The sequence below is a fragment of the Streptomyces sp. JLSY215 genome, assembly GCF_059682825.1.
Genome location: NZ_CM185022.1, coordinates 4906561 through 4932076, shown reverse-complemented (window position 1 = coordinate 4932076; position 25516 = coordinate 4906561). Strand labels below are relative to the sequence as shown.

At 70.3% G+C, this 25516-nt stretch carries 21 protein-coding genes; 7 read left to right on the top strand and 14 right to left on the bottom strand.

The features are described from left to right. Positions 1-14 precede the first annotated feature (14 nt). Positions 15-1103, bottom strand: coding sequence for a hypothetical protein (locus AC5677_RS22130; protein ID WP_497189657.1), 1089 nt, complete (start codon positions 1101-1103; stop codon positions 15-17). A 116-nt stretch (positions 1104-1219) separates the two neighbouring features. Between AC5677_RS22130 and AC5677_RS22125 the strand changes: the two genes are divergently transcribed. The 3 genes from AC5677_RS22125 to AC5677_RS22115 all read left to right on the top strand — a co-directional run bounded on the left by AC5677_RS22125 (position 1220) and on the right by AC5677_RS22115 (position 3634). Further along, on the top strand, positions 1220-2074 hold the full coding sequence (locus tag AC5677_RS22125; protein WP_497189656.1) for a helix-turn-helix domain-containing protein: 855 nt from the start codon (positions 1220-1222) through the stop codon (positions 2072-2074). After that, entirely contained in the window at positions 2052-2273 is a 222-nt protein-coding gene (locus AC5677_RS22120; protein ID WP_497189655.1) for a DUF397 domain-containing protein, read from the top strand. Before AC5677_RS22125 ends, AC5677_RS22120 begins: the two co-directional genes overlap by 23 nt. Positions 2274-2359: 86 nt before the next feature. Beyond that, the gene (locus AC5677_RS22115) at positions 2360-3634 is read left to right on the top strand and encodes a hypothetical protein (protein ID WP_497189654.1); all 1275 of its coding nucleotides are present in this window, start codon (positions 2360-2362) and stop codon (positions 3632-3634) included. 75 nt (positions 3635-3709) lie between these two features. Here AC5677_RS22115 and AC5677_RS22110 read toward each other — a convergent pair whose 3' ends face one another. Further along, positions 3710-5317, bottom strand: coding sequence for an MDR family MFS transporter (locus AC5677_RS22110; RefSeq protein WP_497189653.1), 1608 nt, complete (start codon positions 5315-5317; stop codon positions 3710-3712). Positions 5318-5549: 232 nt separating this feature from the next. On the opposite strand from AC5677_RS22110, the gene AC5677_RS22105 reads away from it, so the two are divergent. Then, positions 5550-6164: a TetR/AcrR family transcriptional regulator gene (locus AC5677_RS22105; RefSeq protein WP_497189652.1), complete on the top strand. Its 615-nt coding sequence runs from the start codon at positions 5550-5552 to the stop codon at positions 6162-6164. Here the strand turns inward: AC5677_RS22105 and AC5677_RS22100 are convergent. After that, entirely contained in the window at positions 6146-6850 is a 705-nt protein-coding gene (locus tag AC5677_RS22100) for a M23 family metallopeptidase (protein WP_497189651.1), read from the bottom strand. The two genes, AC5677_RS22105 and AC5677_RS22100, sit on opposite strands and share 19 nt — an antisense overlap. A 498-nt stretch (positions 6851-7348) precedes the next feature. Here AC5677_RS22100 and AC5677_RS22095 point away from each other — a divergent pair, with 498 nt between their 5' ends. Beyond that, positions 7349-10579 (top strand): NACHT domain-containing protein, encoded by a 3231-nt coding sequence (locus tag AC5677_RS22095; protein ID WP_497189650.1) that lies wholly within the window; start codon positions 7349-7351, stop codon positions 10577-10579. A gap of 28 nt (positions 10580-10607) precedes the next feature. Further along, positions 10608-12698: an NACHT domain-containing protein gene (locus AC5677_RS22090; protein ID WP_497189649.1), complete on the top strand. Its 2091-nt coding sequence runs from the start codon at positions 10608-10610 to the stop codon at positions 12696-12698. A gap of 449 nt (positions 12699-13147) precedes the next feature. Here AC5677_RS22090 and AC5677_RS22085 read toward each other — a convergent pair whose 3' ends face one another. Next, on the bottom strand, positions 13148-15673 hold the full coding sequence (locus AC5677_RS22085) for an ATP-dependent Clp protease ATP-binding subunit (protein WP_403498792.1): 2526 nt from the start codon (positions 15671-15673) through the stop codon (positions 13148-13150). Between the two features lie 497 nt (positions 15674-16170). Between AC5677_RS22085 and AC5677_RS22080 the strand changes: the two genes are divergently transcribed. Beyond that, positions 16171-16863 (top strand): SCO3374 family protein, encoded by a 693-nt coding sequence (locus tag AC5677_RS22080; protein WP_497189648.1) that lies wholly within the window; start codon positions 16171-16173, stop codon positions 16861-16863. Here AC5677_RS22080 and AC5677_RS22075 read toward each other — a convergent pair. From AC5677_RS22075 to AC5677_RS22030, 10 genes are all read right to left on the bottom strand, one after another. Next, entirely contained in the window at positions 16794-17129 is a 336-nt protein-coding gene (locus AC5677_RS22075) for a histone-like nucleoid-structuring protein Lsr2 (protein ID WP_497196712.1), read from the bottom strand. The two genes, AC5677_RS22080 and AC5677_RS22075, sit on opposite strands and share 70 nt — an antisense overlap. A 156-nt stretch (positions 17130-17285) precedes the next feature. Continuing rightward, positions 17286-17804, bottom strand: coding sequence for an amino-acid N-acetyltransferase (locus AC5677_RS22070; protein ID WP_467937496.1), 519 nt, complete (start codon positions 17802-17804; stop codon positions 17286-17288). Positions 17805-17813: 9 nt separating this feature from the next. After that, complete coding sequence (locus AC5677_RS22065; RefSeq protein WP_497196711.1) at positions 17814-18332, bottom strand: BlaI/MecI/CopY family transcriptional regulator; 519 nt, start codon at positions 18330-18332, stop codon at positions 17814-17816. A gap of 172 nt (positions 18333-18504) precedes the next feature. After that, positions 18505-18681: a hypothetical protein gene (locus AC5677_RS22060; protein WP_497189647.1), complete on the bottom strand. Its 177-nt coding sequence runs from the start codon at positions 18679-18681 to the stop codon at positions 18505-18507. A 46-nt stretch (positions 18682-18727) separates the two neighbouring features. Further along, the gene (locus AC5677_RS22055; protein WP_497189646.1) at positions 18728-19393 is read right to left on the bottom strand and encodes a hypothetical protein; all 666 of its coding nucleotides are present in this window, start codon (positions 19391-19393) and stop codon (positions 18728-18730) included. Between the two features lie 155 nt (positions 19394-19548). Next, a complete protein-coding gene (locus AC5677_RS22050) occupies positions 19549-20346 on the bottom strand; it encodes a type III pantothenate kinase (RefSeq protein WP_403498800.1) in 798 nt (265 codons plus the stop codon). 5 nt (positions 20347-20351) lie between these two features. After that, complete coding sequence (nadC, locus tag AC5677_RS22045; protein WP_497189645.1) at positions 20352-21449, bottom strand: carboxylating nicotinate-nucleotide diphosphorylase; 1098 nt, start codon at positions 21447-21449, stop codon at positions 20352-20354. After that, the gene (locus tag AC5677_RS22040) at positions 21446-23194 is read right to left on the bottom strand and encodes an L-aspartate oxidase (RefSeq protein ID WP_497189644.1); all 1749 of its coding nucleotides are present in this window, start codon (positions 23192-23194) and stop codon (positions 21446-21448) included. Before AC5677_RS22040 ends, nadC begins: the two co-directional genes overlap by 4 nt. After that, positions 23191-24345, bottom strand: a complete 1155-nt coding sequence (gene panC, locus AC5677_RS22035; protein ID WP_497189643.1) for a pantoate--beta-alanine ligase — start codon at positions 24343-24345, stop codon at positions 23191-23193. The genes AC5677_RS22040 and panC overlap by 4 nt, the downstream gene beginning before the upstream one ends. Further along, on the bottom strand, positions 24342-25415 hold the full coding sequence (locus AC5677_RS22030) for a Rossmann-like and DUF2520 domain-containing protein (RefSeq protein ID WP_497189642.1): 1074 nt from the start codon (positions 25413-25415) through the stop codon (positions 24342-24344). The genes panC and AC5677_RS22030 overlap by 4 nt, the downstream gene beginning before the upstream one ends. Positions 25416-25516: the final 101 nt, after the last annotated feature.

Here is a 25516-nt window from a genome sequence, read left to right as displayed (position 1 = left end):
CCGGCCGGTTCTCCTCACATCTTCCGCAGCTGCTCCTGCGTGGGCAGTTGAGACGCCGGCGTCAGATCCGACTCCGTCTCGCCGCCCTGGTAGAAGACGACGAGGCGCGCCCCCTTGCGGTGCACCGTCACCCGCATCAGCGGATGGGCGGACGAGCCGTCGGACGACATCTCCAGGGTGTAGCCGGCGCGCTCCCCCGGCACATTGCCGTCCCCGGGCGTCACCCCCGTCACCTCGGTCTCGTCGTTGACGAGGGTCGCGTTGGGGTCGAGCGTGAAGGAGCCGCACGTCGACAGGGCACCGATGACCTTGTCCACGACCGTCTTCGCGGTCGCCTCGTCGGCGTATCCGCGCAGGCCCATGCGTACCGTCCAGCTGCGCGACGTCGCATCGAGACGGCGTACCTGGCCGAAGTGGGTGGGCGTCGGCAGCTCGGCCGGTTTGTGGCTCAGTACGTCCACCAGCGGACGGCACTCCGCGGGCTGCGTCCGCCCCTCGCTCAGGGCCGCGTAGACGGGCCTGCCGTTGTTCGTGACGGCCTCCACCGTCCATGGATTCGCCCCGCCGGCCAGGTCCTTGGTGGTCACGGCCGACTCCTCCAGGCCCCGCGCGGAATCCCCGCCGGAGTCGTCACCCGATAACAGCTGCACTCCGCCGTAGACGACGAGCGCGACGGCCAGGACCAGGGCCAGGGCGAGGGCCGCCACGGTCAGCCGTCCGGACCGGTTGTTGGTGACGGTCAGCGGACCGAGGGCGATCTGGTTGCCCTTCAGCCTGCTGCCCGTGATCACCACGCTGCCGGTCACCGACGCCGGTGCCGACGGCGGCCCGTTCAGCGCCGTCCGCAACGCGGCGGCGAACTCCGGGGCCGACAGCGCGGCGTCGAGAGCCGAGCGGACGGCGGCCGCCGCGTCGGGATCGTCGGGCGCGCGCTCCAGCCGCGCCAGCGCCTCGCGGCCCTCCTCCGCTCCCTGTAGACGCTCCCGCGCGAGGGCCGCGGCGTGCTGCCCCGCGACCGTTCCGATGCTGGTGCCCGCCCCCGTGGCGAGGGCGACAAGCACCTGCACCACCTGCCCCGCCAGATCCCCGTTTGATGCATCCATGCCAGGGGTTGTCTCCTGTACGGATTGTGATGAAACGCGCACGGCGCGTCGTCACACGGCGTAGCGTTGCCGCTACGGGGTTGCAGCGGGCAACCTGCAAGCAGCGGTGGTGAGTTATGCCCCCTCGGAAGGATCCTGACGCTTCGGCGAGCGTTCCGTGTTTCTACGGTGCGGAGTTGCGCTACCAGAGAGAAAAAGCCGGCCTCACGCTGGAACAGCTGGTGGAGGGCAGCTTCCGCGGCCTCTCGTTCCTCAGCCAGATCGAGCGGGGGGAGCGGGCGATGCCGGAGGATCTGGCCCGGCACGTCGACAAGAAGCTTGCCACGAACGGCTTTTTCGAGCGCCGTTGCGAAGATGCGCAAAAGGCGCGCCTGGTCGGACATCCGCCGTACTTCGCGAAGATCCCGGAACTGGAGAAGACCGCTACGACGGTCGAGGACTGGGCGCCGTTCATCCTCCCGGGCCTGTTTCAGACCAAGGCGTACGCCCGGCACATCGTGCAGACCACAGCACTGTGGGTACCACCCGAAATTGTGGAAAAGCGCGTCCGCGCAAGGCTGGCACGCGCCGAATTCTGGAGGCGTGACCACCGCGCCACGTACTGGGGGATCCTCGCCGAGCCGCTGATCCGTAAGGCGGTCCTCCCACCCGACGAGATGGCCGAGCAGCTGGAACACATCGCCGAACTGATCAGGTCGACTCAGTGCGTTGTGCAAATCCTTCCGGAACCGGAGGTCCAACACTCACTCATGATGGGGGTTCTCAAAGTCATGACCTTTCCGGACTCCCCACCGATCGTCTGGACCGAGGGCGTTCACCACGGCCAACTCATCGACTATCCACCCCTCGTGAGGGACTACCGAAGCTCGTACGATCTGCTCAGGGCCGCCGCACTGTCACCCAAGGCGTCCCTGGCCATGATCGAGGAATCGGCAAGGGGCTACAGAAATGAAGCGCAGCAACAGGACTGACGTGAGCTCTGCCTCCTGGCGCAAGAGCAGCTACAGCAACGGTGAAGGCGCCGAATGCCTGGAGGTCCGCGACGACCTCCCCGGCCTCGTCCCCGTCCGCGACAGCAAGGACCCGCACGGCCCGGCGCTCGTCTTCCCGGCCGCCGGCTGGACGTCCTTCATTGCCGCCGTCCAGGACGGCGAACTGACCGGCGCCTGACCTGACTTGCCCCGTCGAGACGCTCGGCGGGGCAAGGCGCTCGGAACGGGCCACACCGGCGACGGCCGCCTGGCAAGATCGCCTGCATGTCGAACGAATCGGCGAATACCTATAGGCGCATAGGCGACATCCTCCGCGACCTCGGCATCACGCCGCATCAATCCGGGGCAGAGGGAGCCGGCCATCCGCCCGACAACACCACCCAGCCGCCCTCGCTCACCTACGCCCGCATAGGCGCGGTCCTGCACGACCTCGGCATGGTGTCCGAGGAAGCGAGAGACCGTGTCCTCGAAGAATGGGCCCATGGCGCCGACGACGAACTGGACTACGGCAACGCGGCCGACGCCCTCGAAGAGTTCGGCGTGGCGATCTCGGTCAGTTCCACCAGCGTCGACCTCCACTACGAGTACGAGGTGCTGATGAGGGACGCCGCCGCGATCGCCGGCGACAACGTCACCATCACCAACTTCCGGCTCGTCGAGGGCGAGGGCGATTTCGCGAACCCCTTCGGCGACCGTTTCGACACTTTGGAATTCGAGCGGAACGGCGAGCCCGTCACCATCGGCGTCGAGCACTTTTCGGATCACTACTTCAACCCGGGGGCGGCCGTCGATGCCGTCGTGATGACCGTCGCCGACGACGACCCCCGCTCCTGGCACGAGATCGACTTCGAGGGCACACCGCGCAGCGGGGGCGACACCGTCCTGGTCCTCGCCACCCCCGGGCAGGCGGCGGCCCTCCACGACCGGCTGGGCTTCGCCTTCGTCGCGTACGAGGACGAGGACGAGGACCCGACAACGTTCACGTATGCCCAGGTCGGCACCGTCCTCCACGAGATCGGCATGATCTCCGAGGAGCGGCTGCGGCGCGGCATCGAGGAGTTCGCCGACTACGCGGACGAGGCGGGGGACCACTACGAGGCGGCCTGCGCGCTCGAACACTTCGGTGTGGCGGTCTCGGTGCACGCCGACGACATCGACTCGATCCACGAGGGCTACGCCTACCTCCTGGAAGCTGCTTCCGAGGTCGCGGGCAACAGGGTCGCCATCACCGATGTCCGGCTCGTCGAGGGCGAGGGCGAGCTCGCGGACGGCCGGGACGACATCCTGGAGTTCGTGCGCGACGGCAAGACCGTGTCCATCGACGCCGAGCACCGGGCGACCGACTACTACGACCACCAGGCGGCCTGCGACGCCATCGAGGCGACCGGTCACGAGGACGACCCCCGTGACTGGTGCGTCCTCGACTTCCAACGGGAGCAGCACCGCGTCTACGACACCGTGATGGTGTTCGCGACGCCCGAGCAACGGAAGACGCTGGGCGAGCGCCTGGGGTTCATGTTCCCGTCCGACACGGAATGACGAGCGGCCCCCGCGTATGCGAGGGCCGCTCCGTTCAAGACGGTCGCTCCGGTCCGGCCGGACCGCCGCCGTCCGTCAGACGCCTGCGGGCTCCATCATCGGCGCCTCGTCCGCCGCCGCGTCCGCGTCCGGCTTGGGGGCCGCCGGGCCGCCCCGCAGCGGGACCTCCTTCAGGAACCAGGCCGCGGCGAAACCGATGATGCTGACGGCCGCGCCCCACAGGAAAACCTGGTGGCTGCCGTTGGCCACGGCGTGTGCGTACGCGTCCTGGACCACCGGCGGCAGCTGCGGCAGGCGCTTCGGGTCCATCTGGGCGCCGCCGCCGGTGACCTTGGCGCCGGCCGCGGCACCGAGCCGGTCGACCATCGTCGTCTTCACCTGGCTGGTGAAGATCGCGCCGAGGATGGCGACGCCGAACGAGCCGCCGATCGTACGGAAGAGGGTGGCCGAGGAGGAGCCGACGCCCATGTCCTTCATCTCGACGCTGTTCTGCGCGATCAGCATCGTGGTCTGCATCAGGAAGCCCATACCGGCGCCGAGCACCGCCATGTAGAGCCCCGAGGTGAAGCGGGTGGTGTCGGTGTCCATCAGGGACAGCAGGGCCAGACCGGCCGTGATGAGCGCGCCGCCGACGACCACGAAGACCTTGTACTTGCCGGTCGTGGTGGTGACCCGGCCGGCGAACAGCGAGACGGCCATCATCGCCAGCAGCATCGGGAGCAGCAGCAGGCCCGAGTTGGTGGCCGAGGCGCCCTGCACGGTCTGCTGGAACAGCGGCAGGAAGGTCATCGACCCGAACATCACGAAGCCGACGAGGAAGCCGATGACCGTGATGAGCGAGAAGTTGCCGTTACGGAAGATGTGCAGCGGCACCACCGGCTCGCTGACCTTGCGCTCCACCAGGACGAAGAGCAGCAGGGCGACGACGCCGCCCGCGCCCAGCCCCAGGATCTGCGGCGAGGTCCAGGCGTACTCGGTCCCGCCCCAGGTGGTGAGCAGCACCAGCGCGGTGATGCCGAGGGTGAGCAGCGCGGAACCGACGTAGTCGATCCGGGCCTTCGACCGCTTCTTCGGCAGGTGCAGCACCGCGGTGACCATGATCAGTGCGACCGCGCCGAGCGGCAGGTTGATGTAGAAGCTCCAGCGCCAGCCGAGGTGGTCGGTGATGCCGCCGCCGACCAGCGGTCCGCCGATCATCGCGACGGCCATGACACCGGCCATCATGCCCTGGTACTTGCCGCGCTCCCGCGGCGGAATCAGATCGCCGATGATGGCCATGACGCCGACCATCAGGCCGCCCGCGCCCAGGCCCTGCACCGCGCGGAAGCCGATCAGCTGCCCCATGTCCTGGGCCATGCCGGACAGCGCGGAGCCGATCAGGAAGATCACGATGGACGTCAGGAAGACGCCCTTGCGCCCGAACATGTCGCCGAGCTTGCCCCAGATCGGGGTCGATGCGGCGGTGGCGAGCGTGTACGCGGTGACCACCCAGGACAGGTGCTCCATCCCGCCCAGTTCACCGACGATGGTGGGCATCGCCGTACCCACGATCATGTTGTCCAGCATCGCGAGAAGCATCGCGATCATCAGCGCGAAGAGGACCACCCGCACGCTGGCGGGCTTCTTCCCCCCGTCCGCTGCCGATATCTGTCTGTCCCCCGCTGAGGCCGCTTTCTGCGACATCCCCGTCGTCACTTCTCCCACTCCTACTTACTTGCCGCCCGGCTAGTTCAGTACAGTGAGGAAGGTAGGCGGCTAACTAGCCGGGCGTCAAGTAAGTTTCTGGGGCGCCCGACGGGGCAGCCCTCTGACCAGCACCGACTACGCAAGCAGCACGTGCACATCACATGCGAATCACAGACGAACCACGCAGCAACGACGCGGCAGCGACGCAGCGACCACGCAGGAGAAGGCCATGAGCACACCGCACACGCGCCGGGGAAACACCCGGCAGCGCATTCAGGACGTCGCTCTGGGGCTGTTCTCCGAGCAGGGCTACGAGAAGACCTCGCTGCGTGAGATCGCCGAGAAGCTCGACGTCACCAAGGCGGCGCTGTACTACCACTTCAAGACCAAGGAAGACATCGTCATCAGCCTGTTCGAGGACCTGCGCGGTCCCATCGACGAGCTGATCACCTGGGCCGAGGCGCAGCCCCGCACCCTCGCCACCAAGCAGGAAGTGATCCGCCGCTACGGCGCATCGCTCCGCGACGCCGAACCCCTCTTCCGCTTCATGCAGGAGAACCAGGCGACCGTACGCGACCTCGCCATCGGCGACACCTTCAAGGAGCGCATGCACACCCTCTTCGGCCTCCTGAGGGAGCCCGATGCGGAGCTGGCGGATCAGGTGCGCTGCCTCACGGCGCTGTTCTCGATCCACGCGGGCATGTTCGCGATGCAGAACCTCGAAGGCGACCCCGAGGAGAAGCGCAAGGCCATCCTCGAGGTCGCCACAGAACTGGTCACGGCGGCAAACCCGCCGAACCGCCGGCCAGTCCGGCCGGATTCAGCTCAGACGGCGTCGCCGTGAGCCCGCAGGAATCCGGTCGGCTCGATGCCCGTCCCGTAGTCGGGACCGGTGCGGACCTCGAAGTGCAGGTGCGGGCCGGTGGAGTTGCCGGTGCTGCCGGAGAGCCCGATCTGCTCGCCCGTGGCGACCTGCTGGCCCACCTGGACCTGGATCTGTGAGAGGTGCGCGTACTGGGTGTACGTGCCGTTGTCGTGCTGGATCACGATGGCGTTGCCGTACGCCGGGCCGTCGCCGCCGCCCCAGGGGCCGGCCTTGACCACGGTGCCGTGGTGCACGGCGTGGACCTGGGTGCCGGTCGGCACGACGAAGTCCTGACCGCTGTGCTTGTGCGCCCAGTGGCTGCCCGGAATACCGAACGGCTCGCCCAGGGTGTAGCTGTCGACCGGCTTGACCCAGGCCTCGGCCCGCTGGGCCGCGTCCTTCCGGGCCTGCACGGCCTTCGCCTTGGCCTTCGCCGCGGCCACCTTCGCGTCCTTGACGGCCTTGGCCTGCGCGGCGGCCTGGTTGCTGACCGTGGAGCCGATGTTCGCGGAGAGGTTCATCAGGCTCGAGTCGGCGGCGCTGGCGACACCGGCGCCCAGCGCGGCGGCTATGCCGAGACCACCGGCGACCACGGCGACGCGATTGCGCAGTACGGACTTCTTCGCGGAGTTCTTGGAATTGCGGATGGCAGCGAACTTGGACATGCGGGTTTTTCCTCCAGTGATCTGGAATCAGGAATTCAGGGGGCTTCTCCCGGCTGCGGACCGGGTTGGCCATTCCTTGGTAACCCGCATTCGGCGCCCCGCCAAGCCGCCCCCGCTACTACCCGATGCCGTACTCGACCCGATGTAATTCAGGCCATTGCGAGGCGACGAAACCTGCTCACCGGCGACATCACGGCACCCGCACACCGCTTCCGACCTGCCATTACGTCGACACCCCACGCTCCGTCGACCACCCGCTCCCCTGAGCGGCATCGCCCCCGCCGCGCCGCCCCGCCAATCCCCTAATTTCTCTAGTAGGCGCCAAATACGCTGTGCGCCATGTCACCGCCGAATAAGATCCACGGCTTTCTTTGTGACCTGAGCAACGTGACGCGGGTTACCTGAAATCCCGAGAATTACGCGAATTGCCCACCCGGCGGCCCCTCGGCGCGTAGCCTGGCCCGGACGACATCAGCAGCCACGGGGGAGGCCGCCCGCATGGTGGAACCGTCAGCAGTGGGCATCCGGCTCGCCTCGGGCGTGGTCGCGCCCCTCGTGAAGAAACTGTTCGTCCAGGAAGGGCCGGGCGCCGGGCTCGTCTCCGGCCCCGTACGGATCTCCGGCCTGGTGTCCTTCAAGGGCGAGAAACGCACCCTCACCGACAAGGACCTGCACAGACTCGCGGCGGAGCTGGTGTCCAGGTCCGTACGCGCCGCCCGCCCCGGCGAGCGGCCGTGCCCCGAGGACGAGGAAACGGCGGTGGCCGACGCCCTGGCCGCCACGCTGAGCGGCCTCGGCGCGCTCGCCATGGACGACGTACAGGCCGTCCTGCTCGGCCACAGCGTCCTCGCGGAGCGCCTGATGGGCGCCGCCCCGCACGCCACCCGCGGCCTCACCCGGGACGCCGAGCTGCTCCATCACACCCTGCTCAGCACGGCCTGCCTGCACATCGTCCACTTCTTCACCCAGCGGTCGACGTTCGTGGCCCGCACCCTCGTCGAGCAGAGCCGGACCCTGGACGGCGTGATCACCAAGATCGACGCCTTCCTGGAGGCCCACCCCTCCCCGCGCGCCGCCGACACCGCCTTCGAGCGCAGCTACCTCACCTACATCGCCCGCAAGCACAGCCGGCTGACCATCTACGGCATCGATCTCGCCCACTCCCCGGACCGGTGGCCGCTGGACTCCGCGTATCTGAGCCTGGGCGCGACCAGCCCCCGCCACGAGTTCACCGTCATCACCGGCGCCGGAGCCCAGGAACCACCGCCCCGCCCGCCCCGGCCCGCCGACCGGGCCCTCGCCGACTTCGACCGGGTCCTGCTGCGCGGCGTCGCCGGCTCCGGCAAGAGCACCCTCATCCAGTGGCTGGCGGTCTCCTGCGCCAAGGACCCCGCCGACACCCCCCTCCCCCACCTCTCCGGCCGCATCCCCTTCGTCCTCCCCTTACGCACCCTCACCCGCTCCGGCGCCGCCCTGCCCACCCCCGACCGCTTCCTGTCCGCCGTCGGCTGCCCGGTCTCCGGCGCCCAGCCCGACGGCTGGGCCGAACGCGTCCTGACCTCGGGCCGCGGCCTGCTCCTGGTCGACGGCCTGGACGAGATCCCCGAGGCCGAGCGCAGACCCGCCCGCACCTGGCTGCGCGACCTGCTGGACGCGTTCCCGGACAACCTCTGGCTGGTCACCACCCGCCCCTCCGCCGTACGCGAGAACTGGCTCGCCACCGACGGCTTCGACGAGCTGACGCTGACACCGATGGGCCGCGAGGAAGTGACCGCGTTCATCGGACGCTGGCACGCCGCGGCGCGCCAGGACGCCGAGGACACCGACCGGCTGGACGCGTACGAGCAGTCGCTGCTCTCCGCCGTCCGCACCAAACAGGACCTCGGCCGCCTGGCCACCAACCCCCTGATGTGCGGACTGATCTGCGCACTCCACCGCGACCGGCGCGGCTATCTCCCGCACGGGCGCAAGGAGTTGTACGACGCGGCGCTGGGGATGCTGCTGTCGCGGCGGGACCGGGAACGGGACATGGGGGCGCCGACGGGCATCGAGCTGGCCGACGAGCCGCAGGTGCAGCTGCTGCAACGGCTCGCCTACTGGCTGATCCGCAACGGCCGCACGGAACTCGTCCGCGAACGGGCCGAGCGGATCATCGGCGATGCGCTGCCGGCGGTGCCCGCGGCCGCGGCGCAGGGCGACTCGGCGGCCGTCTTCCGTCATCTGCTGCTGCGCTGCGGCCTGCTGCGCGAACCGACGCCCGGATCCGTGGACTTCGTCCACCGCACCTTCCAGGACTACCTGGGGGCCCGCGCCGCCGTCGAGGAGGGCGACTTCGGGCTGCTGGTGGAGCACTCCGTCGACTCCCAGTGGGAGGACGTGATCCGGATGGCGGTGGCGCACGCCCGGCCGCGCGAACGGGCGGAGATCCTGCGGGCGATGATCGCCCACGGCGACGGCATCCGGAGTCCTCGTACGCGGCTGCGGGTGCATCTCCTCGCCATGGCCTGCCTGGAGCATGCGACGGAGCTGGATCCGGACGTACGGGACCTGGTGCACAAGCGGGCGAGAGCAATCCTGCCGCCCCGTTCCCGCGAGGAGTCGGAGCTGCTTGCGGCGGTGGGGTCGATCATTCTGGAGCTGCTGCCCGGTTCGGACCATCTGGAGGACGACGAGGCGCAGGAAGTGGTGGTCACCGCCGTGCGCATCGGATCGGACGCCGCTCTGGAAGTACTGAAGGGCCTCCGGAGGCATCCGGCGTTCGGCGCGCGCGCACAACTCGCCTTGTCCTGGGGATCTTTCGACACCGAACGCTATGCCCAGGAGATCATCTGCCACCTCGACGCCGACGCACCCATCCGGGTCGGCAGCCCGGCCGAGCTGCGCATCCTCAAAGATCTCGGCGGCCGGCCGCGCACCTCTGTCCGCGGCCCCTTCACCGACCGGCAACTTCTCGACGGGCTGGTCTACCAGAACATCGCCCATCTGGCGCTCAACAACAACCAGGAAGTCCGCGACCTCACATTTCTCCGGGACTTCCCTGCACTGAAATCGCTGGAACTTGTGGATTGTCCCGCAATCGGCAGCGTCGCCCCCCTCGCGGATCTACCCCTCCGCAGCCTCTTCATCAGCGGGTCGAAGGACAGCACGGTGCGTATCCCGCAAGGACTGGACCGCCTGCGCCACGTCGACTCCCTGATGCTCTATGCCCCGCTCCCACCGGAAGGACTGGCGGCCCTCCCAGCAGCGGCCCCACTAACCCACCTCTCTCTCGGGGAGCCCGTCGGCGCCGACTTCACCCATGCGACGTCCTGGCCGCATCTGAGGTACATCCAACTACGACGCATGGCCTCCGACTTCGCCGAAAGCCAGTGGCAGACCCTCACCCATCTCACCGAATTGGAGGGCTTCACCTTCGGCCTGGACACCGAAGGCGCCCCCCTGCGCATTCCCCCCGGTCTTCAGCTGCCGCAGGTGAAGACCCTCAGCCTCCTCAATACGGACCGCAGCCCCGTCTCCGAGCTGCTCCGCATCCTGCACGCCGCCCTCCCCGCTTTCCCCGGCACCCAAAAACTCCAGCTCTACGGCATGGCCGACGCCCCCATCGAGCTCCCGCCCCTGACCGCTCTCCCCGACCTCCAGGAGGTCTACCTCTCCTACCTCCACCCCGAGAACCCCGACTCGCTCCCACCCCACGTCAACCTCACCCTCTACCCCCGCCCCCGCACCTGACCGCAGCCACAGCCGTTACGGGAAACCCATGGATCCCACAAACCCCACGCCGGGCCCCACCCCCGACTCCCCCTCCGCCCCCTCGTCCGATCCCTCTCCCACCCCCGACTCCGCCTTCGAAGCCCACTACGCCCGCTCCACCGCCACCACCCACAACCACCTCACGATCTTCGGCATCGACCTCGCCCACTCCCCCGACAGCTGGCCCCTGGACGCCGCCTACCTGGGCCTCCAGTGCGAGCCGGACCCGGCCGCCCAGTCCGCGGGCGACGAGCCCCCGACCCCCGCCGAGCAGGCCCTCGCCGGCCGCCCCCGCATCCTCATCCGCGGCGTCGCCGGCTCCGGCAAGACCACGCTCCTCCAGTGGCTGACCGTCGCCACCGCCCGCGACGAGCTGCCCGACGCGCTCGCGGGGCTCCGCGACCGGGTCCCCTTCCTCCTCCCCGTACGCCGCTTCGCCCGCGACGGCTTTCCCGAACCGGCCGCCTTCCTGGCGGCCACCGGCTCCCCGGACGCGGCCGCCCAGCCACCCGGCTGGGCCGAGCGCGTCCTGAGCCAGGGCCGGGCCCTCCTCCTCATCGACGGGATCGACGAAGCGCCCGAGAGCGCCCGCGAGGAGGTACGCGAACGCCTCCGCGACTGGACCGTCCGCTACCCGGGAACCATCTGCATCGTCACCTCCCGCCCCTCCGCCGTACCGGACAACTGGCTCGCCGCCGAGGGCTTCACCGAGCTGTCCCTGGCGCCCATGAGCCGGGAGGACATCGCCGCGTTCATCCAGCGCTGGCACCGGGCCGCCGCCCAGCAGAACCCGGCCGACCTCGACCGGCTCGGGCATTACGAGCACACGCTGCTCAATGCCGTCCGCATCACCCGCGACCTGGGCCGGCTCGCCACCAATCCGCTGATGTGCGGGCTGCTGTGCGCCCTGCACCGCGACCGGCGCGGCTATCTGCCCAACGGCCGTAAGGAGCTCTACGACGCCGCGCTGTCGATGCTGCTGGAGCGCCGCGACCGGGAGCGGGCGATGGTGGCCACCGACGGCGTCGAGCTGACCCGGCAGCCCAAGATCCAGCTGCTGCAGAAGCTCGCCCACTGGATGCTGATCAACGGGCGTTCGGAGATGGACCGGGACACGGCCATCGCGACCCTCGCCGAGCATCTGCCGGCCATTCCGGACGCCGCCCGCCAAGGCGGCCCCGAAGAGGTGTTCCGCCATCTCCTCAACCGCACCGGGCTGCTGCGCGAGCCGACCCCCGGCACCGTCGACTTCGTCCACCGCACCTTCCAGGACTATCTCTCCGCGCGCGCGACCGTCCAGCGGCACGACTTCACGCTGCTCCTCGACCACGCCCACCACGACGCCTGGGAGGACGTCATACGGATGGCCGTGGCCCTGGCCCGGCCCGACGAGTGCGCGGCGCTCCTGGACGGCCTGCTGGCCCCGCACGCGGGCATCAAGGCCGCCGAGGCCCGGCACCGCAAGCTGCTGGCGGCCGCCTGCCTGGAACACGCCACCGAGCTGGACCCTGCGGTCCGGGCCCGGGTGCAGCGCTTCACCCGGGACATGGTGCGGCCCGGCACCCCGTCCGCGGCCCGCGCCCTGGGCTGGATCGGGCCGATCGTCCTGGAAATGCTCCCCGAACCCGCCCGCGCCTCCGACGACGAGGCGTATCTCCTCGCCGTCACCGCCACCTCCATCGCGGACGATATGGCGATCGACTATCTGACGGGGCTGCGCCACCACCAGCACCACGCCGTACGGGCGCAGCTCGCCGGGGCCTGGCGGCATTACGACACCGCCCGCTACGCCCGCGAGATCATCGCCCATCTGGAACCGGCCGAACTGTATTTCCCGGTGGCCGACATCGGGGAATTGCATGCGCTGCGCCGTCTCGGCGGCCGTCCGCACCTCCGGATCTCCGGGCACTTCACCCCGGACCAGCTGATCGAGGGCATCGCCCCGGCGGACGGCCTCACCCGCCTCTGGCTCGCCTATGACCTGGGCGTCTCCATGGAATGGCTGTCGGCCTTCCCCAAGCTGGACACCCTCCGGATCGGCCGCCGCATCCCTCCGGTGACGGGCGTCCCCGACGGCATCCGCGTCATCCAGCTCTAGGCGGGGGGCGGATGCCGCCCCAGGGGAGCCGGGGCCGGCGTCGGCCGAGGGGAACCGGGGGCTGGCTTCGGCCGAGGGGAACCGAGGGCTGGCGTCGGCCGAGGGGAGCCGAGCCTCTTGGCGATCGGACCGCCGGGCGTCGGGCAGCTGCGCAGCCGGGCCGCTGAGCCGCTGAGCCGCTGAGCCGCTGAGCCGACCCTCCCCGATCACGTTGCGTGCCCGCGGAATACCGCCCTGTCACCCCGCGTTGTGGCCCCGCAGGGGGCCCTCGCACCCCCTACGGGATGCGTTCGACCACCCCGTAGGGGCTTCGCCCCGTGAGGCCCCGCCCCCACCCCCTACCGCCCAACGGGACCACCCAGCCCAACAAAAACCGCCCCACCCAACGAAAACCGCCCCGGACCCGCACGAAGCGGTCCGGGGCGGTTCCCGTATGGCGAGGCGGGCGCTTACGCGTCCTTGCTCAGGTTCGGGCCCGAGCCGCCGGTCGCGGACTCGATCGGCGGGGCGTCGGGCAGGGCCGACTTCTCCTCGCCGCGGAAGGTGAACTTGGCGGTGTCACCCTCGCCCTCGACGTCGACGACCACGATGTGACCCGGACGCAGCTCGCTGAAGAGGATCTTCTCCGAGAGGGCGTCCTCGATCTCGCGCTGGATCGTGCGGCGCAGCGGACGGGCGCCGAGCACCGGGTCGTACCCGCGCTTGGCCAGCAGCGACTTGGCCTCGCCGCTGAGCTCGATGCCCATGTCGCGGTCCTTGAGCCGCTCGTCCACCTTGGCGATCATGAGGTCGACGATCTGGATGATGTCTTCCTCGGTCAGCTGGTGGAAGACGACGGTGTCGTCGACACGGTTGAGGAACTCGGGGCGGAAGTGCTGCTTGAGCTCTTCGTTGACCTTGTTCTTCATCCGCTCGTAGCTGGACTTCGTGTCGCCCTGGGCCGCGAAGCCGAGGTTGAAGCCCTTGGAGATGTCCCGCGTGCCGAGGTTGGTCGTCATGATGATGACCGTGTTCTTGAAGTCCACGACCCGGCCCTGGGAGTCGGTCAGGCGACCGTCCTCCAGGATCTGCAGCAGGGAGTTGAAGATGTCCGGGTGGGCCTTCTCGACCTCGTCGAAGAGCACGACGGAGAACGGCTTGCGGCGCACCTTCTCGGTGAGCTGGCCGCCCTCTTCGTAGCCGACGTAGCCGGGAGGCGAACCGAACAGCCGCGAGACCGTGTGCTTCTCACTGAACTCCGACATGTCGAGGGAGATCAGCGCGTCCTCGTCACCGAAAAGGAATTCGGCGAGGGTCTTGGACAGCTCCGTCTTACCGACACCGGACGGGCCCGCGAAGATGAACGAACCGCCGGGGCGCTTCGGGTCCTTCAGGCCGGCACGGGTACGGCGGATGGCCTGGGAGAGCGCCTTGATGGCGTCCTTCTGGCCGATGACGCGCTTGTGGAGCTCGTCCTCCATGCGCAGCAGGCGGCTCGACTCCTCCTCGGTCAGCTTGAAGACCGGGATGCCCGTCGCCGTCGCCAGGACCTCGGCGATCAGCTCCTCGTCGACCTCGGCGACGACGTCCATGTCGCCGGCCTTCCACTCCTTCTCCCGCTTGGTCTTCGCGGCCAGGAGCTGCTTCTCCTTGTCGCGCAGGCCCGCGGCCATCTCGAAGTCCTGCGAGTCGATCGCGGACTCCTTCTCCCGGCGCACATCGGCGATCTTCTCGTCGAATTCGCGCAGGTCCGGCGGAGCGGTCATACGGCGGATCCGCATTCGGGAGCCGGCCTCGTCGATCAGGTCGATCGCCTTGTCCGGCAGGAAGCGGTCGGAGATGTAACGGTCGGCCAGAGTGGCCGCCGCGACCAGGGCGGAGTCCGTGATGGAGACGCGGTGGTGCGCCTCGTAGCGGTCCCGCAGGCCCTTGAGGATCTCGATGGTGTGGGGCAGCGACGGCTCCGCGACCTGGATGGGCTGGAAGCGGCGCTCGAGGGCCGCGTCCTTCTCCAGGTGCTTGCGGTACTCGTCGAGCGTCGTGGCACCGATGGTCTGCAGCTCGCCTCGCGCCAGCATGGGCTTGAGGATGCTGGCGGCGTCGATCGCGCCCTCGGCGGCACCCGCACCCACCAGGGTGTGGAGCTCGTCGATGAACAGGATGATGTCGCCGCGGGTGCGGATCTCCTTGAGGACCTTCTTCAGGCGTTCCTCGAAGTCACCGCGGTAGCGGGAGCCGGCGACCAGGGCGCCGAGGTCGAGGGTGTAGAGGTGCTTGTCCTTGAGGGTCTCGGGCACCTCGCCCTTGACGATGGCCTGCGCCAGTCCTTCGACGACCGCCGTCTTGCCGACGCCGGGCTCGCCGATGAGGACCGGGTTGTTCTTCGTACGGCGGGAGAGCACCTGCATGACCCGCTCGATTTCCTTCTCGCGCCCGATGACCGGGTCGAGCTTGGTCTCGCGAGCGGCCTGCGTGAGGTTGCGGCCGAACTGGTCCAGGACGAGCGACGTCGAGGGCGTGCCCTCGGCGGGGCCGCCGGCGGTGGCGGCTTCCTTGCCCTGGTAGCCGGAGAGCAGCTGGATGACCTGCTGCCGCACCCGGTTGAGATCGGCGCCCAGCTTCACCAGGACCTGGGCTGCGACGCCCTCGCCCTCGCGGATCAGGCCGAGCAGGATGTGCTCCGTACCGATGTAGTTGTGGCCGAGCTGGAGGGCCTCGCGGAGCGACAGCTCCAGGACCTTCTTCGCACGGGGGGTGAAGGGGATGTGCCCGGACGGAGCCTGCTGGCCCTGCCCGATGATCTCCTCCACCTGCTGGCGGACCGCCTCGAGCGAAATCCCGAGGCTCTCCAGGGCCTTAGCGGCGACACCCTCACCCTCGTGGATCAGGCCCAGGAGGATGTGCTCGGTGCCGATGTAGTTGTGGTTGAGCATCCGGGCTTCTTCCTGAGCCAGGACGACAACCCGCCGCGCGCGGTCGGTGAACCTCTCGAACATCGTTAATCGCTCCTCAGAGCGGTCAGAAAGATCGGGGACGATCCCCTCCCTGTCCTTCCGCATGCTAGTCCCGCGGGGCGGGACAGCTCATTCCAACTGCCGACACCCGTCCGGATCACCCCCGCTCCGGCGGGGAAATTTACTGCCGAACAGCTGACATCTGCTCCAACTCGATGGTGCGAGACGATGTTCCCGCAGGCCAGGCATATACGCTCTTCGCCACTACGCCCGTGGCGAACGCGCCCCTTGCCGACACGCCCACCGCATCCCGCCATCAGCCGGGGTAAATCGCCGTGAGCGCCGGTCACACGGTCTCTTCCCACTGTGACTGTCTTACCCGCTGCCACTGACACTCCATGCGGCGCGGGCCGCTTCCATCCGCTACGGGCGAACATCCACGCGCCACCGGATGCGCCGCCGCACGCCCTTACGGCTACGGTGCGTATCCGCATCTCGACCCAGCGTAACTTCCTGGGTTTCGGGGAGTTGCACCGGATATGGCCCGCGCGCTTCCGCGACCCCGCAGCCCTCTTTCCGCCGTCCGCCGGTGGTACGAGGAAGAGATGAGCTGGCCGACCGCCGGCACGGAGCCGGTGGAACTGCTGGTGGGGCAGCGTTTCGACGTCCTGGAGATGCCGGCCGACGCGGGGCGGGCCGTGCTGCGGCGGCTGCCGGGCACCGGTCCGGTCGCGTTGCTGCGAGCCGGGCAGGACGGAAATCGCCGCATTGAACGGCCGAAATTGCTCATGCTCATCGCGGTCGGCGGCGCCGAGGAACTCCCGGAAATCCTGGAATGGCTCGAGTGGGGTGCGCTCGCACCCGATCTCGGTGCACGCGGGGCCGGAGAGCGGATGCCCGCACCGGCCGTCCCCACGTACTCCTGTACCGGCGAGCCGTCATCGCGCGGATTCGGCGCTCGGGAGGCCGCAGGATGGTTGCGACCTCCCCGGCCGGGGCGCGCGGCGGAGAATTCCCTGCCCACCACGGGGATCGGGGCAGGAATCGGAGACGGTGGGGGCGCCCCCGACCTCATTCGGCTGGTGAGCGCGGCGGCAACGGAGTGCCACCGTGCCCGGTTGCTGCGTGCTCGTAAAGGTCAATCGGATCGCGTTGACGGCGATCAGCCGTTGGCCTTCTCAAATGCCTCGCGAATGTCCGCGGGGACACGGCCGCGGTCATTCACGTTGTAACCGTTCTCCTTCGCCCAGGCGCGGATCTTCGCGGTGTCCCCGGAGCCGCCGGCGGAAGCCGCACGCGCCTTGCCGCGGCCCGCAGCGCGCCCGCCCGTACGGCGGCCGGCCTTCACGAACTCCGCGAGCGACTCACGAAGCTTCTCGGCGTTGGCGTCGGTGAGGTCGATCTCGTAGGACTTGCCGTCGAGAGCGAACGTCACGGTCTCGTTGGCCTCGCCGCCGTCGAGGTCGTCGACAAGAAGAACCTGAACCTTCTGTGCCACCGGTTTCCCTTTCATCGAATGTGGATTACGACGGAAAGCAAACCGCTTTTCCGGGAAAAACACAAACCCTTGGGTAGGGTTCACTTGCCCGCAGAGCGGGGAACACATGCTTCCGTAGCCATGAGATAGGGGAGCGATTCGGACATAGAACACTGATCACAGGTGCAGAAGCATGCGGCTGTTGCCCAGGGTGTTGGGCTTCACTCGTTCGAGCCCGAGGAACTCGGCAACGCCCTCGTCATAGGAACGCAGCAGCTCACTGTAGACATCACCGTCTACCGGAGTCTCGCCGATCTCCACGAAGCCGTGCTTGGTGAAGAAGTCGACTTCGAAGGTGAGACAGAAAATGCGCCGCACTCCGAGCCAGCGCGCGGTGCTCAGCAGCTTGTCGAGAACTTGGTGGCCGACTCCCGAGCCCTTGAGCTGCGGATCCACCGCCAGGGTGCGCACTTCGGCCAGGTCTTCCCACATCACATGGAGTGCGCCGCAGCCGACGACCTCGGCGTCTTCATCGCGCTCCGCGACCCAGAACTCCTGGATGTCCTCGTAAAGCGTGACGGTGGCTTTGTCGAGCAGGATGCCATCTCGTGAGTACGAGTCGATGAGCCGGCGTACCGCAGGGACATCGCTGGTCCGGGCGCGACGGACGGTGAGGCCTTTTGAATGCACGGGCATGCCGGGACGCTATCGCCCCGCCTCCTCGGTGCCCGCCTCGGGTTCATCACCTTCGCCGGATGCGCGTTCTTGTGCCGCTTGTGGGGCTTGTTCCGTTCCGGCTTGAGAGGGCTGTTCCGATCCGGCTTCCGTTCCGGCTTCCGATCTCGCTTCCGGCGCCCGTTCAGGAGTGGTCTGTTCCGCCCGCTCGGCGCTCTCCGGATCGTCGATCTGCACCATCCGCACGGCATCGCGCAGGGCATGTCGCTGTTCCGGCGACATCATGTCGAAGAAGGCCACAAGAGCGGCCGCGGGGTTGTCACTGGCGGACCACGCTTCGTTCATCAGTGCGGCCGAGTACGCGGCACGAGTGGAGACCGCCTCATATCGATAGGCGCGGCCTTCTGCTTCGCGGCGGACCCAGCCCTTCTGATGAAGGTTGTCCAATACGGTCATGACCGTCGTGTAGGCGATCGACCGTTCCTTCTGGAGATCTTCCAGGACTTCTCGAACGGTGACCGGGCGGTTCCACTCCCAGACCCGCGTCATCACCGCGTCTTCCAGATCACCCAATGGTCTCGGCACACAAGAACAATAGTGGGAGATGTCGTGAATGCCGGTTGATCTCGTTGCGTTTGGGCCGGAAAAAGGATGTACGACCCGAGACAGTCATTCCCGGGCCGTACCGTGCGCGTACACCGCCGAATAGGCGGCGGAGCGGTCAGGCGCCCTGCGCCTTGGCCTCCGCAGCGGACTCGGCGCGGGCCAGCAGGGCGTCCGCGGCGGCGTCCTCCTTGGCCTTGTTGGGGCCGCCCTGGCTCTTGACGATCGTCACGATCAGCGCCGTGAAGGCCACGGCCATCACTACGGGCGGGGTGAGCGCTGCGAGGTAATCCATGGCGTATGGCCTCCTTTGGGGCGTGAGATTCCAGGGTACGCAGCGCTCAGGCGGTACGTGTCTCGGGGGGCGGGGCGGGCTTGCGGCGGGGCGGGAAGACCTCGCCGGGCGTCGGGATCGGGCGGTCCGGGCGCGGGGACCTGGGGGCGGGCTGCGGTGCGGGCTGCGGCCGCCGCTTGGGCTCGGCGGCCGGCTCGGACTCCGGCTCGGACTCCGGCGCACGCTCCGGCTCGTGCGCCGCACGCCCTCCGGGCAGGGCCCGCAGCCGGGCCCGTACGGAGCGCTCGGCCAGCTGCTCGCAGTGGCGCAGCAAGGTGGCGCGGCGTTCGCTCTCGACGGCTCCGGTGCGCCGCGCGACGAGGGAGCGCAGGGCGGCGAGGTCGGCGGGGCCGGGGACGTAGCCGGCCTCCAGTGCCTCCTTGAGGTGCGCGAGGTAGCCGGCGGCCGAACCGGGCAGGGTCTCGCGGTAGCGGGCGAGGTCGGCGAGCAGGAAGGCGCGCAGCCGGCCGCCTTCGCGGACCGCCTCGTCCACCGCCTCCGCCAGCCGGAGGTATTCCTGGATTTCCTCGGGCCACTGCAGGGCGGTGCCGAGCGGGACGGCGCGGTCCACCAAAGTGGCTGACTGCAGGGCATGGGCGAGAGCGCGACGGAGCACTCGCAGCTCATCGGCGCTGAACGTCATGCCGCCGCGGGATCCGTTTGGCATAGGCATGCGGCGACTTTACGACCGTTTCGGACAAAAGCCGCTTAATTCGTGCACGATGGCGCGGCTGGCGGTACGGAGCGATCTCGCCAGGTCCCGGCGGCGTACGAGGCCAGGACCTGACGGTGTGCGAGGCCAGCACCGGGACCCGGTGAGGCGCGACGTCAGGACCGGGCGATGTTCCGCTCGTACACCAGCCGCAGGCCGATCAGGGTGAGCCAGGGCTCGTGTGCGTCGATCACCGAGGACTCGCCGAGGACCATCGGGGCCAGGCCGCCGGTGGCGATCACCGTCACCTCGTCCGGGTCGTCGGCCAGCTCCCGCGCCATCCGCTGCACCACGCCGTCCACCTGGCCCGCGAAGCCGTAGAGGATGCCGGACTGCATCGCCTCGACGGTGTTCTTGCCGATGACGCTGCGCGGCCGGGCCAGCTCGATCTTGCGGAGCTGGGCGCCCTTGACGCCCAGCGCGTCCACCGAGATCTCGATGCCCGGCGCGATCACGCCGCCGACGTATTCGCCGCGCGCGCTGACCGCGTCGAAGGTGGTGGCCGTACCGAAGTCCACGACGATCGCCGGGCCTCCGTAGAGCTCGACGGCCGCCAGCGAGTTGATGATGCGGTCGGCGCCGACCTCCTTGGGGTTGTCCATGAGGACCGGCACGCCCGTCTTCACGCCGGGTTCGACGAGGACGGCCGGGACGTCGCCGTAGTAGCGGCGGGTGACCTCGCGCAGCTCGTGCAGCACGGAGGGGACGGTGGAGCAGATGGAGATGCCCTCGATGCCGTCGCCCAGGTCGTCGCCCAGGAGGGGATGCATCCCCATCAGGCCCTGGAGGAGCACGGCCAGCTCGTCGGCGGTGCGGCGGGCGTCGGTGGAGATCCGCCAGTGCTCGACGATCTCCTCGCCGTCGAAGAGGCCGAGGACGGTGTGGGTGTTACCGACGTCGATGGTGAGCAGCATGGCGGTCAGCGGCCCTCGTCCTGGTTGCCGGCCTCGGCCTCGCCGTTCTCGTCGCCGCTCTCGTCGCCGCTCTCCTCGGTGTCGCCCTCACGCAGGTCGAGGCCGATGTCGAGGATCGGGGAGGAGTGGGTGAGCGAGCCGACGGCCAGGTAGTCGACGCCGGTCTCCGCGTAGGTGCGGGCGTTGGCGAGGGTCAGGCGGCCGGAGGACTCCAGCATCGCGCGGCCCGCGACCAGCTCCACGGCCTCCTTCGTCTGCTCCGGCGTGAAGTTGTCGAGAAGGATGAGATCGGCGCCCTCGGCGAGGATCGGCGGGATCTGGTCGATCCGGTCGACCTCCACCTCGATGGCCAGCCCCGGGAACTCCTCCCGTACGGCCGTGAACGCCGCGGCCACGCCGCCCGCCGCGACGACGTGGTTGTCCTTGATCAGCGCCGCGTCCGACAGCGACATCCGGTGGTTGACCCCGCCGCCGCAGCGCACCGCGAACTTCTCCAGGGCGCGCAGCCCCGGTGTCGTCTTCCGGGTGTCGCGGACCCGGGCCTTGGTGCCCTCCAGGACGTCCGCCCAGGCGCGGGTGGCGGTCGCGATGCCCGACAGCCGGCACAGGAGGTTCAGCGCGCTGCGCTCGGCGGTGAGCAGGTCGCGGGTGCGCGTGGTGACCGACAGCAGCTTCGTGCCGGCCTCGACCCGGTCGCCGTCCTCGACATGCCGCTCGACCGCGAACTCGTCGGTGCACACGATGGACAGCACCGCCTCGGCGACCCGCAGCCCGGCGACCGTACCGGCCTCGCGGGCCGTGAAGTCGCCGGTGGCGACGGCGTCTTCGGGGATGGTGGCCACGGTGGTGACGTCCACGCCCTGGTCGAGGTCCTCCTCGACGGCGAGGTGCGCGATGTCCTCGACCTGTACGGGGTCGAGGCCGGCGGCCACCAGGAGCGCGGCCAGGTCGGGGTCGAGGCCGCAGCTCAGCGGGTCCAGCTCGTACGCGCCGTCGTCGCCGCCGGCGCAGCCGCAGGCATCGCCGCAGCCTCCGCCCGCGGGGGCGCCGTTGGAGGGCCCGCCGATCTGGAGGAGGGGGAGGTCGTTGGGGGTGCTGCTCACGGGTTCGGCTCCGTTTCGGGCTGGGTGGCGGGGAAGTCGGCGGTGTCCGTGGCGCGGTGGACCAGGGTGTGCGGCGGACTGTGGGTGATCAGGGTGTGGCGCTGCCAGGACGCGTCGTCCCGGTCGGGGAAGTCCTCGTGCCAGTGGCAGCCGCGGGTCTCGTTGCGCCTGCGGGCACTGGAGACCAGCACCCTCGACACCAGCAGAAGGTTCGTGGCCTCCCAGGCTTCCACGCCGGGCTCGGCCGTCTTGCCCTCGTCGGATTCGGTGCGGGCCCGTGCGGTCATCCGGTTGAGCGCGACGGAGGCCTCCGCCAGGCTCGCCTCGGACCGCAGGACGCCGGCGCCCCGGGTCATGATCCGCTGGATCTCGAAGCGTGCCTCGGGCGACAGCAGCGGCACCGGCGGGCCGCCGGGCAGCCGGTGCTCCCCGGGCTGCCGTACGGGGTGCGCGGTGATGTCCTCGGCGATGCGCTCCGCGAACACCAGCCCCTCCAGGAGGGAGTTGGAGGCCAGGCGGTTGGCGCCGTGGACACCGGTGCAGGCGACCTCGCCGCAGGCGTAGAGGCCGGGCACGGTGGTGCGCCCGTGCAGGTCCGTACGGACGCCTCCGGAGGCGAAGTGGGCGGCCGGGGCGACCGGGATGGGCTCGGTGACCGGGTCGATGCCGTGGGCGCGGCAGGCGGCGAGGATGGTCGGGAAGCGGTGTTCCCACATCTCGGCGCCGAAGTGCCGGGCGTCCAAGTACATGTGGTCGGCGCCCTGTTCCAGCGCCCGCCGGATGATCGCCTTGGCGACGATGTCGCGCGGGGCCAGCTCGGCGAGTTCGTGCTGCCCGACCATGAAGCGGGTGCCGTCGGCGTCGACCAGGTGGGCGCCCTCGCCCCGTACCGCCTCGGAGATCAGCGGCTGCTGGCCCTCCGCGTCCGGCCCCAAGTACAGGACGGTGGGGTGGAACTGGACGAATTCGAGGTCGGACACCTCGGCCCCGGCACGCAGCGCCAGCGCCACGCCGTCACCGGTGGAGACGGCGGGGTTGGTGGTGGCGGAGAAGACCTGCCCCATGCCCCCGGTGGCGAGGACCACCGCCGGGGCGTGCACCGCGCCGACGCCGTCGTGCTGCCCCTCCCCCATGACGTGCAGGGTGACGCCGGAGGTGTTGCCGTCGGCGTCGGTGAGCAGGTCGAGGACGAGGGCGTTCTCGATGGTGCGCAGTCCGGCGGCGCGGACCGCCTCGACCAGCGCGCGGGAGATCTCGGCCCCGGTGGCGTCGCCGCCCGCGTGCGCGATACGGCGGCGGTGGTGGCCGCCCTCACGGGTGAGCGCTATCTCGTCGCTGTCCGGTGCGGTGTCGAAGCGGGCGCCGGCGGCGATCAGCCGGTGCACGGCGTCCGGGCCTTCGGTGACCAGGGCCCGTACGGCCGCCTCGTCGCACAGTCCGGCGCCCGCGACGAGGGTGTCGGCCAGATGCTGCTCGGGGGTGTCGCCGTCGCCGAGGGCCGCGGCGATGCCGCCCTGGGCCCAGCGGGTGGAGCCGTCGTCGAGCCGGGTCTTGGTGACGACGACCGTACGGCGGCCGGCGGCGGCGCAGCGCAGGGCCGCGGTCAGCCCGGCCACTCCGGAGCCCACCACGACGACGTCCGCCTCGATGGACCAGCCGGGGGCGGGAGCGGTCAGGCGTATGCCGGGGGCTGGGGCGGTGCCGGGGGCTATCGCCTGGCCGGGGCCGGTTCCTGTGGCGGTCATCGGGGCGCTCCGAGGGGGCCTTGGGGAGTGGTGGTGGGGTGTGCGGGCAGGGTCGCGCCGGGGCCGTCGGCGGCGGCGCGGGTCCCGGCGGCGGCCGCGTGGCGCGGCGCTGCGGGGGCGTCCGCCGTGCCTGCCGCCGGAGGGAACACGAGGCGGATGTTGTCGATGAGGCGTGTGGTGCCGACCTTGGCGGCGACCGCGAGGACCGCCTCGCCCTCGTAGGCGTCCGCGACCTCGGTGAAGTCGGACGGATCGACCAGCGCCAGGTAGTCCAGTTCGAGCGGCGGGTCCAGGTGGGCCGCGTCCGTCAGGACCGCGCGGGCCGCGGCGCGAGCCACGGACGGGCCGTGCGGCGGGCCGGCGGCGGCATAGGCGACGGCGTGCGCGTCCGCGGCGGCCCGGTCCTCGCCGAGGGCGGCCAGCGCCGCGGCGCGGTCCTGTGCCGGGTGGCCGGTGGAGGCGGCGCGGGCGCGCAGGGCCTCTTCCGCGGTGAGCCGGTCGCGGGCCGCGAACAGCGCGGCGGACAGCGCGAGCGCGGTGCGGCGTTCGGGCCTGGAGAGATAGCGGTTACGGCTGGAGAGGGCCAGGCCGTCGTCCTCGCGGACCGTCGGCACGCCCACGATCTCGACGGGGAAGTTCAGATCGGCGGCCATGCGGGTGATCACGGCGAGCTGCTGGGCGTCCTTCTCCCCGTAGAGGGCGATGTCGGGCGCCGTCAGGTGCAGCAGTTTCGCGACGACCGTGAGCACACCGTCGAAGTGGCCGGGGCGGCTGGCGCCTTCCAGGAGCGTGGCCATCGGCCCCGCGGCGATCCTGATCTGCGGCTCCCCGCCCGGGTAGACCTCGTCGGCGGACGGCGCGAACACCACGTCCGCGCCCGCCTCGGCGGCCAGCGCCACGTCCGCGTCCAGGGTGCGGGGGTAGCGGTCCAGGTCCTCGCCCGCCCCGAACTGCAGCGGATTGACGAAGACCGTGACCACGACCTGGCCCTGCGCCCCGACCCTCGTCCGCGCGGCGCGGATCAGGGTGGCGTGCCCCTCGTGCAGCGCGCCCATGGTCATGACGACGGCGCGGAGGCCGTCGCGGCGCGGGAGGTCGCGGAGGGCGGCGGCGGTGTGGAGGAGGTGGGCGGGCGGGGGCGAGGGGGTCATCGGTCGCCTCCGGCGGGGCCGTTGCTGTCGGGGTGGGGGCCGTTGTCCGGGCCGGTTTCGGGGGTGTCGTCGGGGGTGTCGTCGGGGGCGTCGTCCGAGCCGTTGCGGGGACCGCCGTCGAGGCCGGAGCCGCCGTCCGGGGCGGGGCCGTCGCCCGGCCGGTCGGGCGCGGGGCCGGCGAGGACGCCGAGCAGGTCCTCGGCCAGTTCCGGCTTGAGCAGACCGTGGGCGAGCGCCCGGTCCGCGGTCGTACGGGCCATCGCCAGATACCCGGCGACGCTCCCCGGGGCGTGCCGGCGCAGCTCCGCGACATGCGCGGCGACCGTACCCGCGTCCCCGCGCGCGACCGGCCCGGTCAGGGCGGCGTCTCCCGAGCGCAGGGCGTTGTCCAGGGCGGCGCCGAGAAGCGGGCCGAGCATCCGGTCGGGAGCCTCGACACCTGCGGTGCGCAGCAGCTCCATCGACTGCGCCACGAGGGTGACCAGGTGGTTCGCGCCGATGGCGAGCGCCGCATGGTAGAGCGGACGGGCCGATTCCGCGATCCACTCGGGCTCCCCGCCCATCTCGATGACCAGCGCCTCAGCGGCCATCCGCAGCTCGTCGGGCGCGGTCACCCCGAACGAGCACCCGGCCAGCCGCTGGACGTCCACAGAGGTGCCGGTGAACGTCATGGCGGGGTGCAGCGCGAGGGGCAGCGCGCCGGCGCGGGTGGCCGGATCGAGCACGGCCGTGCCGTAGCGCCCGGAGGTGTGCACCAGCAGCTGGCCCGGCCGCACGGCGCCGGTCTCGGCGAGGCCGCGCACCAGGTCGGCGAGGGCGTCGTCGGGGACGGTCAGCAGTACGAGATCGGCGCGGGCGAGCACCTCTGCCGGGGTGACCAGGGGGACATCGGGGAGCAGGGCCGCGGCGCGGCGTACGGAGGCGTCGGAGACCCCCGAGACGGCGACCGGGCGATGCCCGGCGAGCTGCAACGACGCGGCGAGGGCGGGCCCGACACGGCCCGCGCCGACGACTCCGACGGTGAGCCGGGCGGGGCGGTCCTGGGCCTCGAGGGGTGGGGTTGCATTCACGCGGCGATGGCCTTCCGTTCCAGTCCGCGGGGGGTACCGGACGATTCCTCGCCATGCTACGCGAGTGTTTCCGGCCGCCCGGAGGGCTGTACGGAGGATGA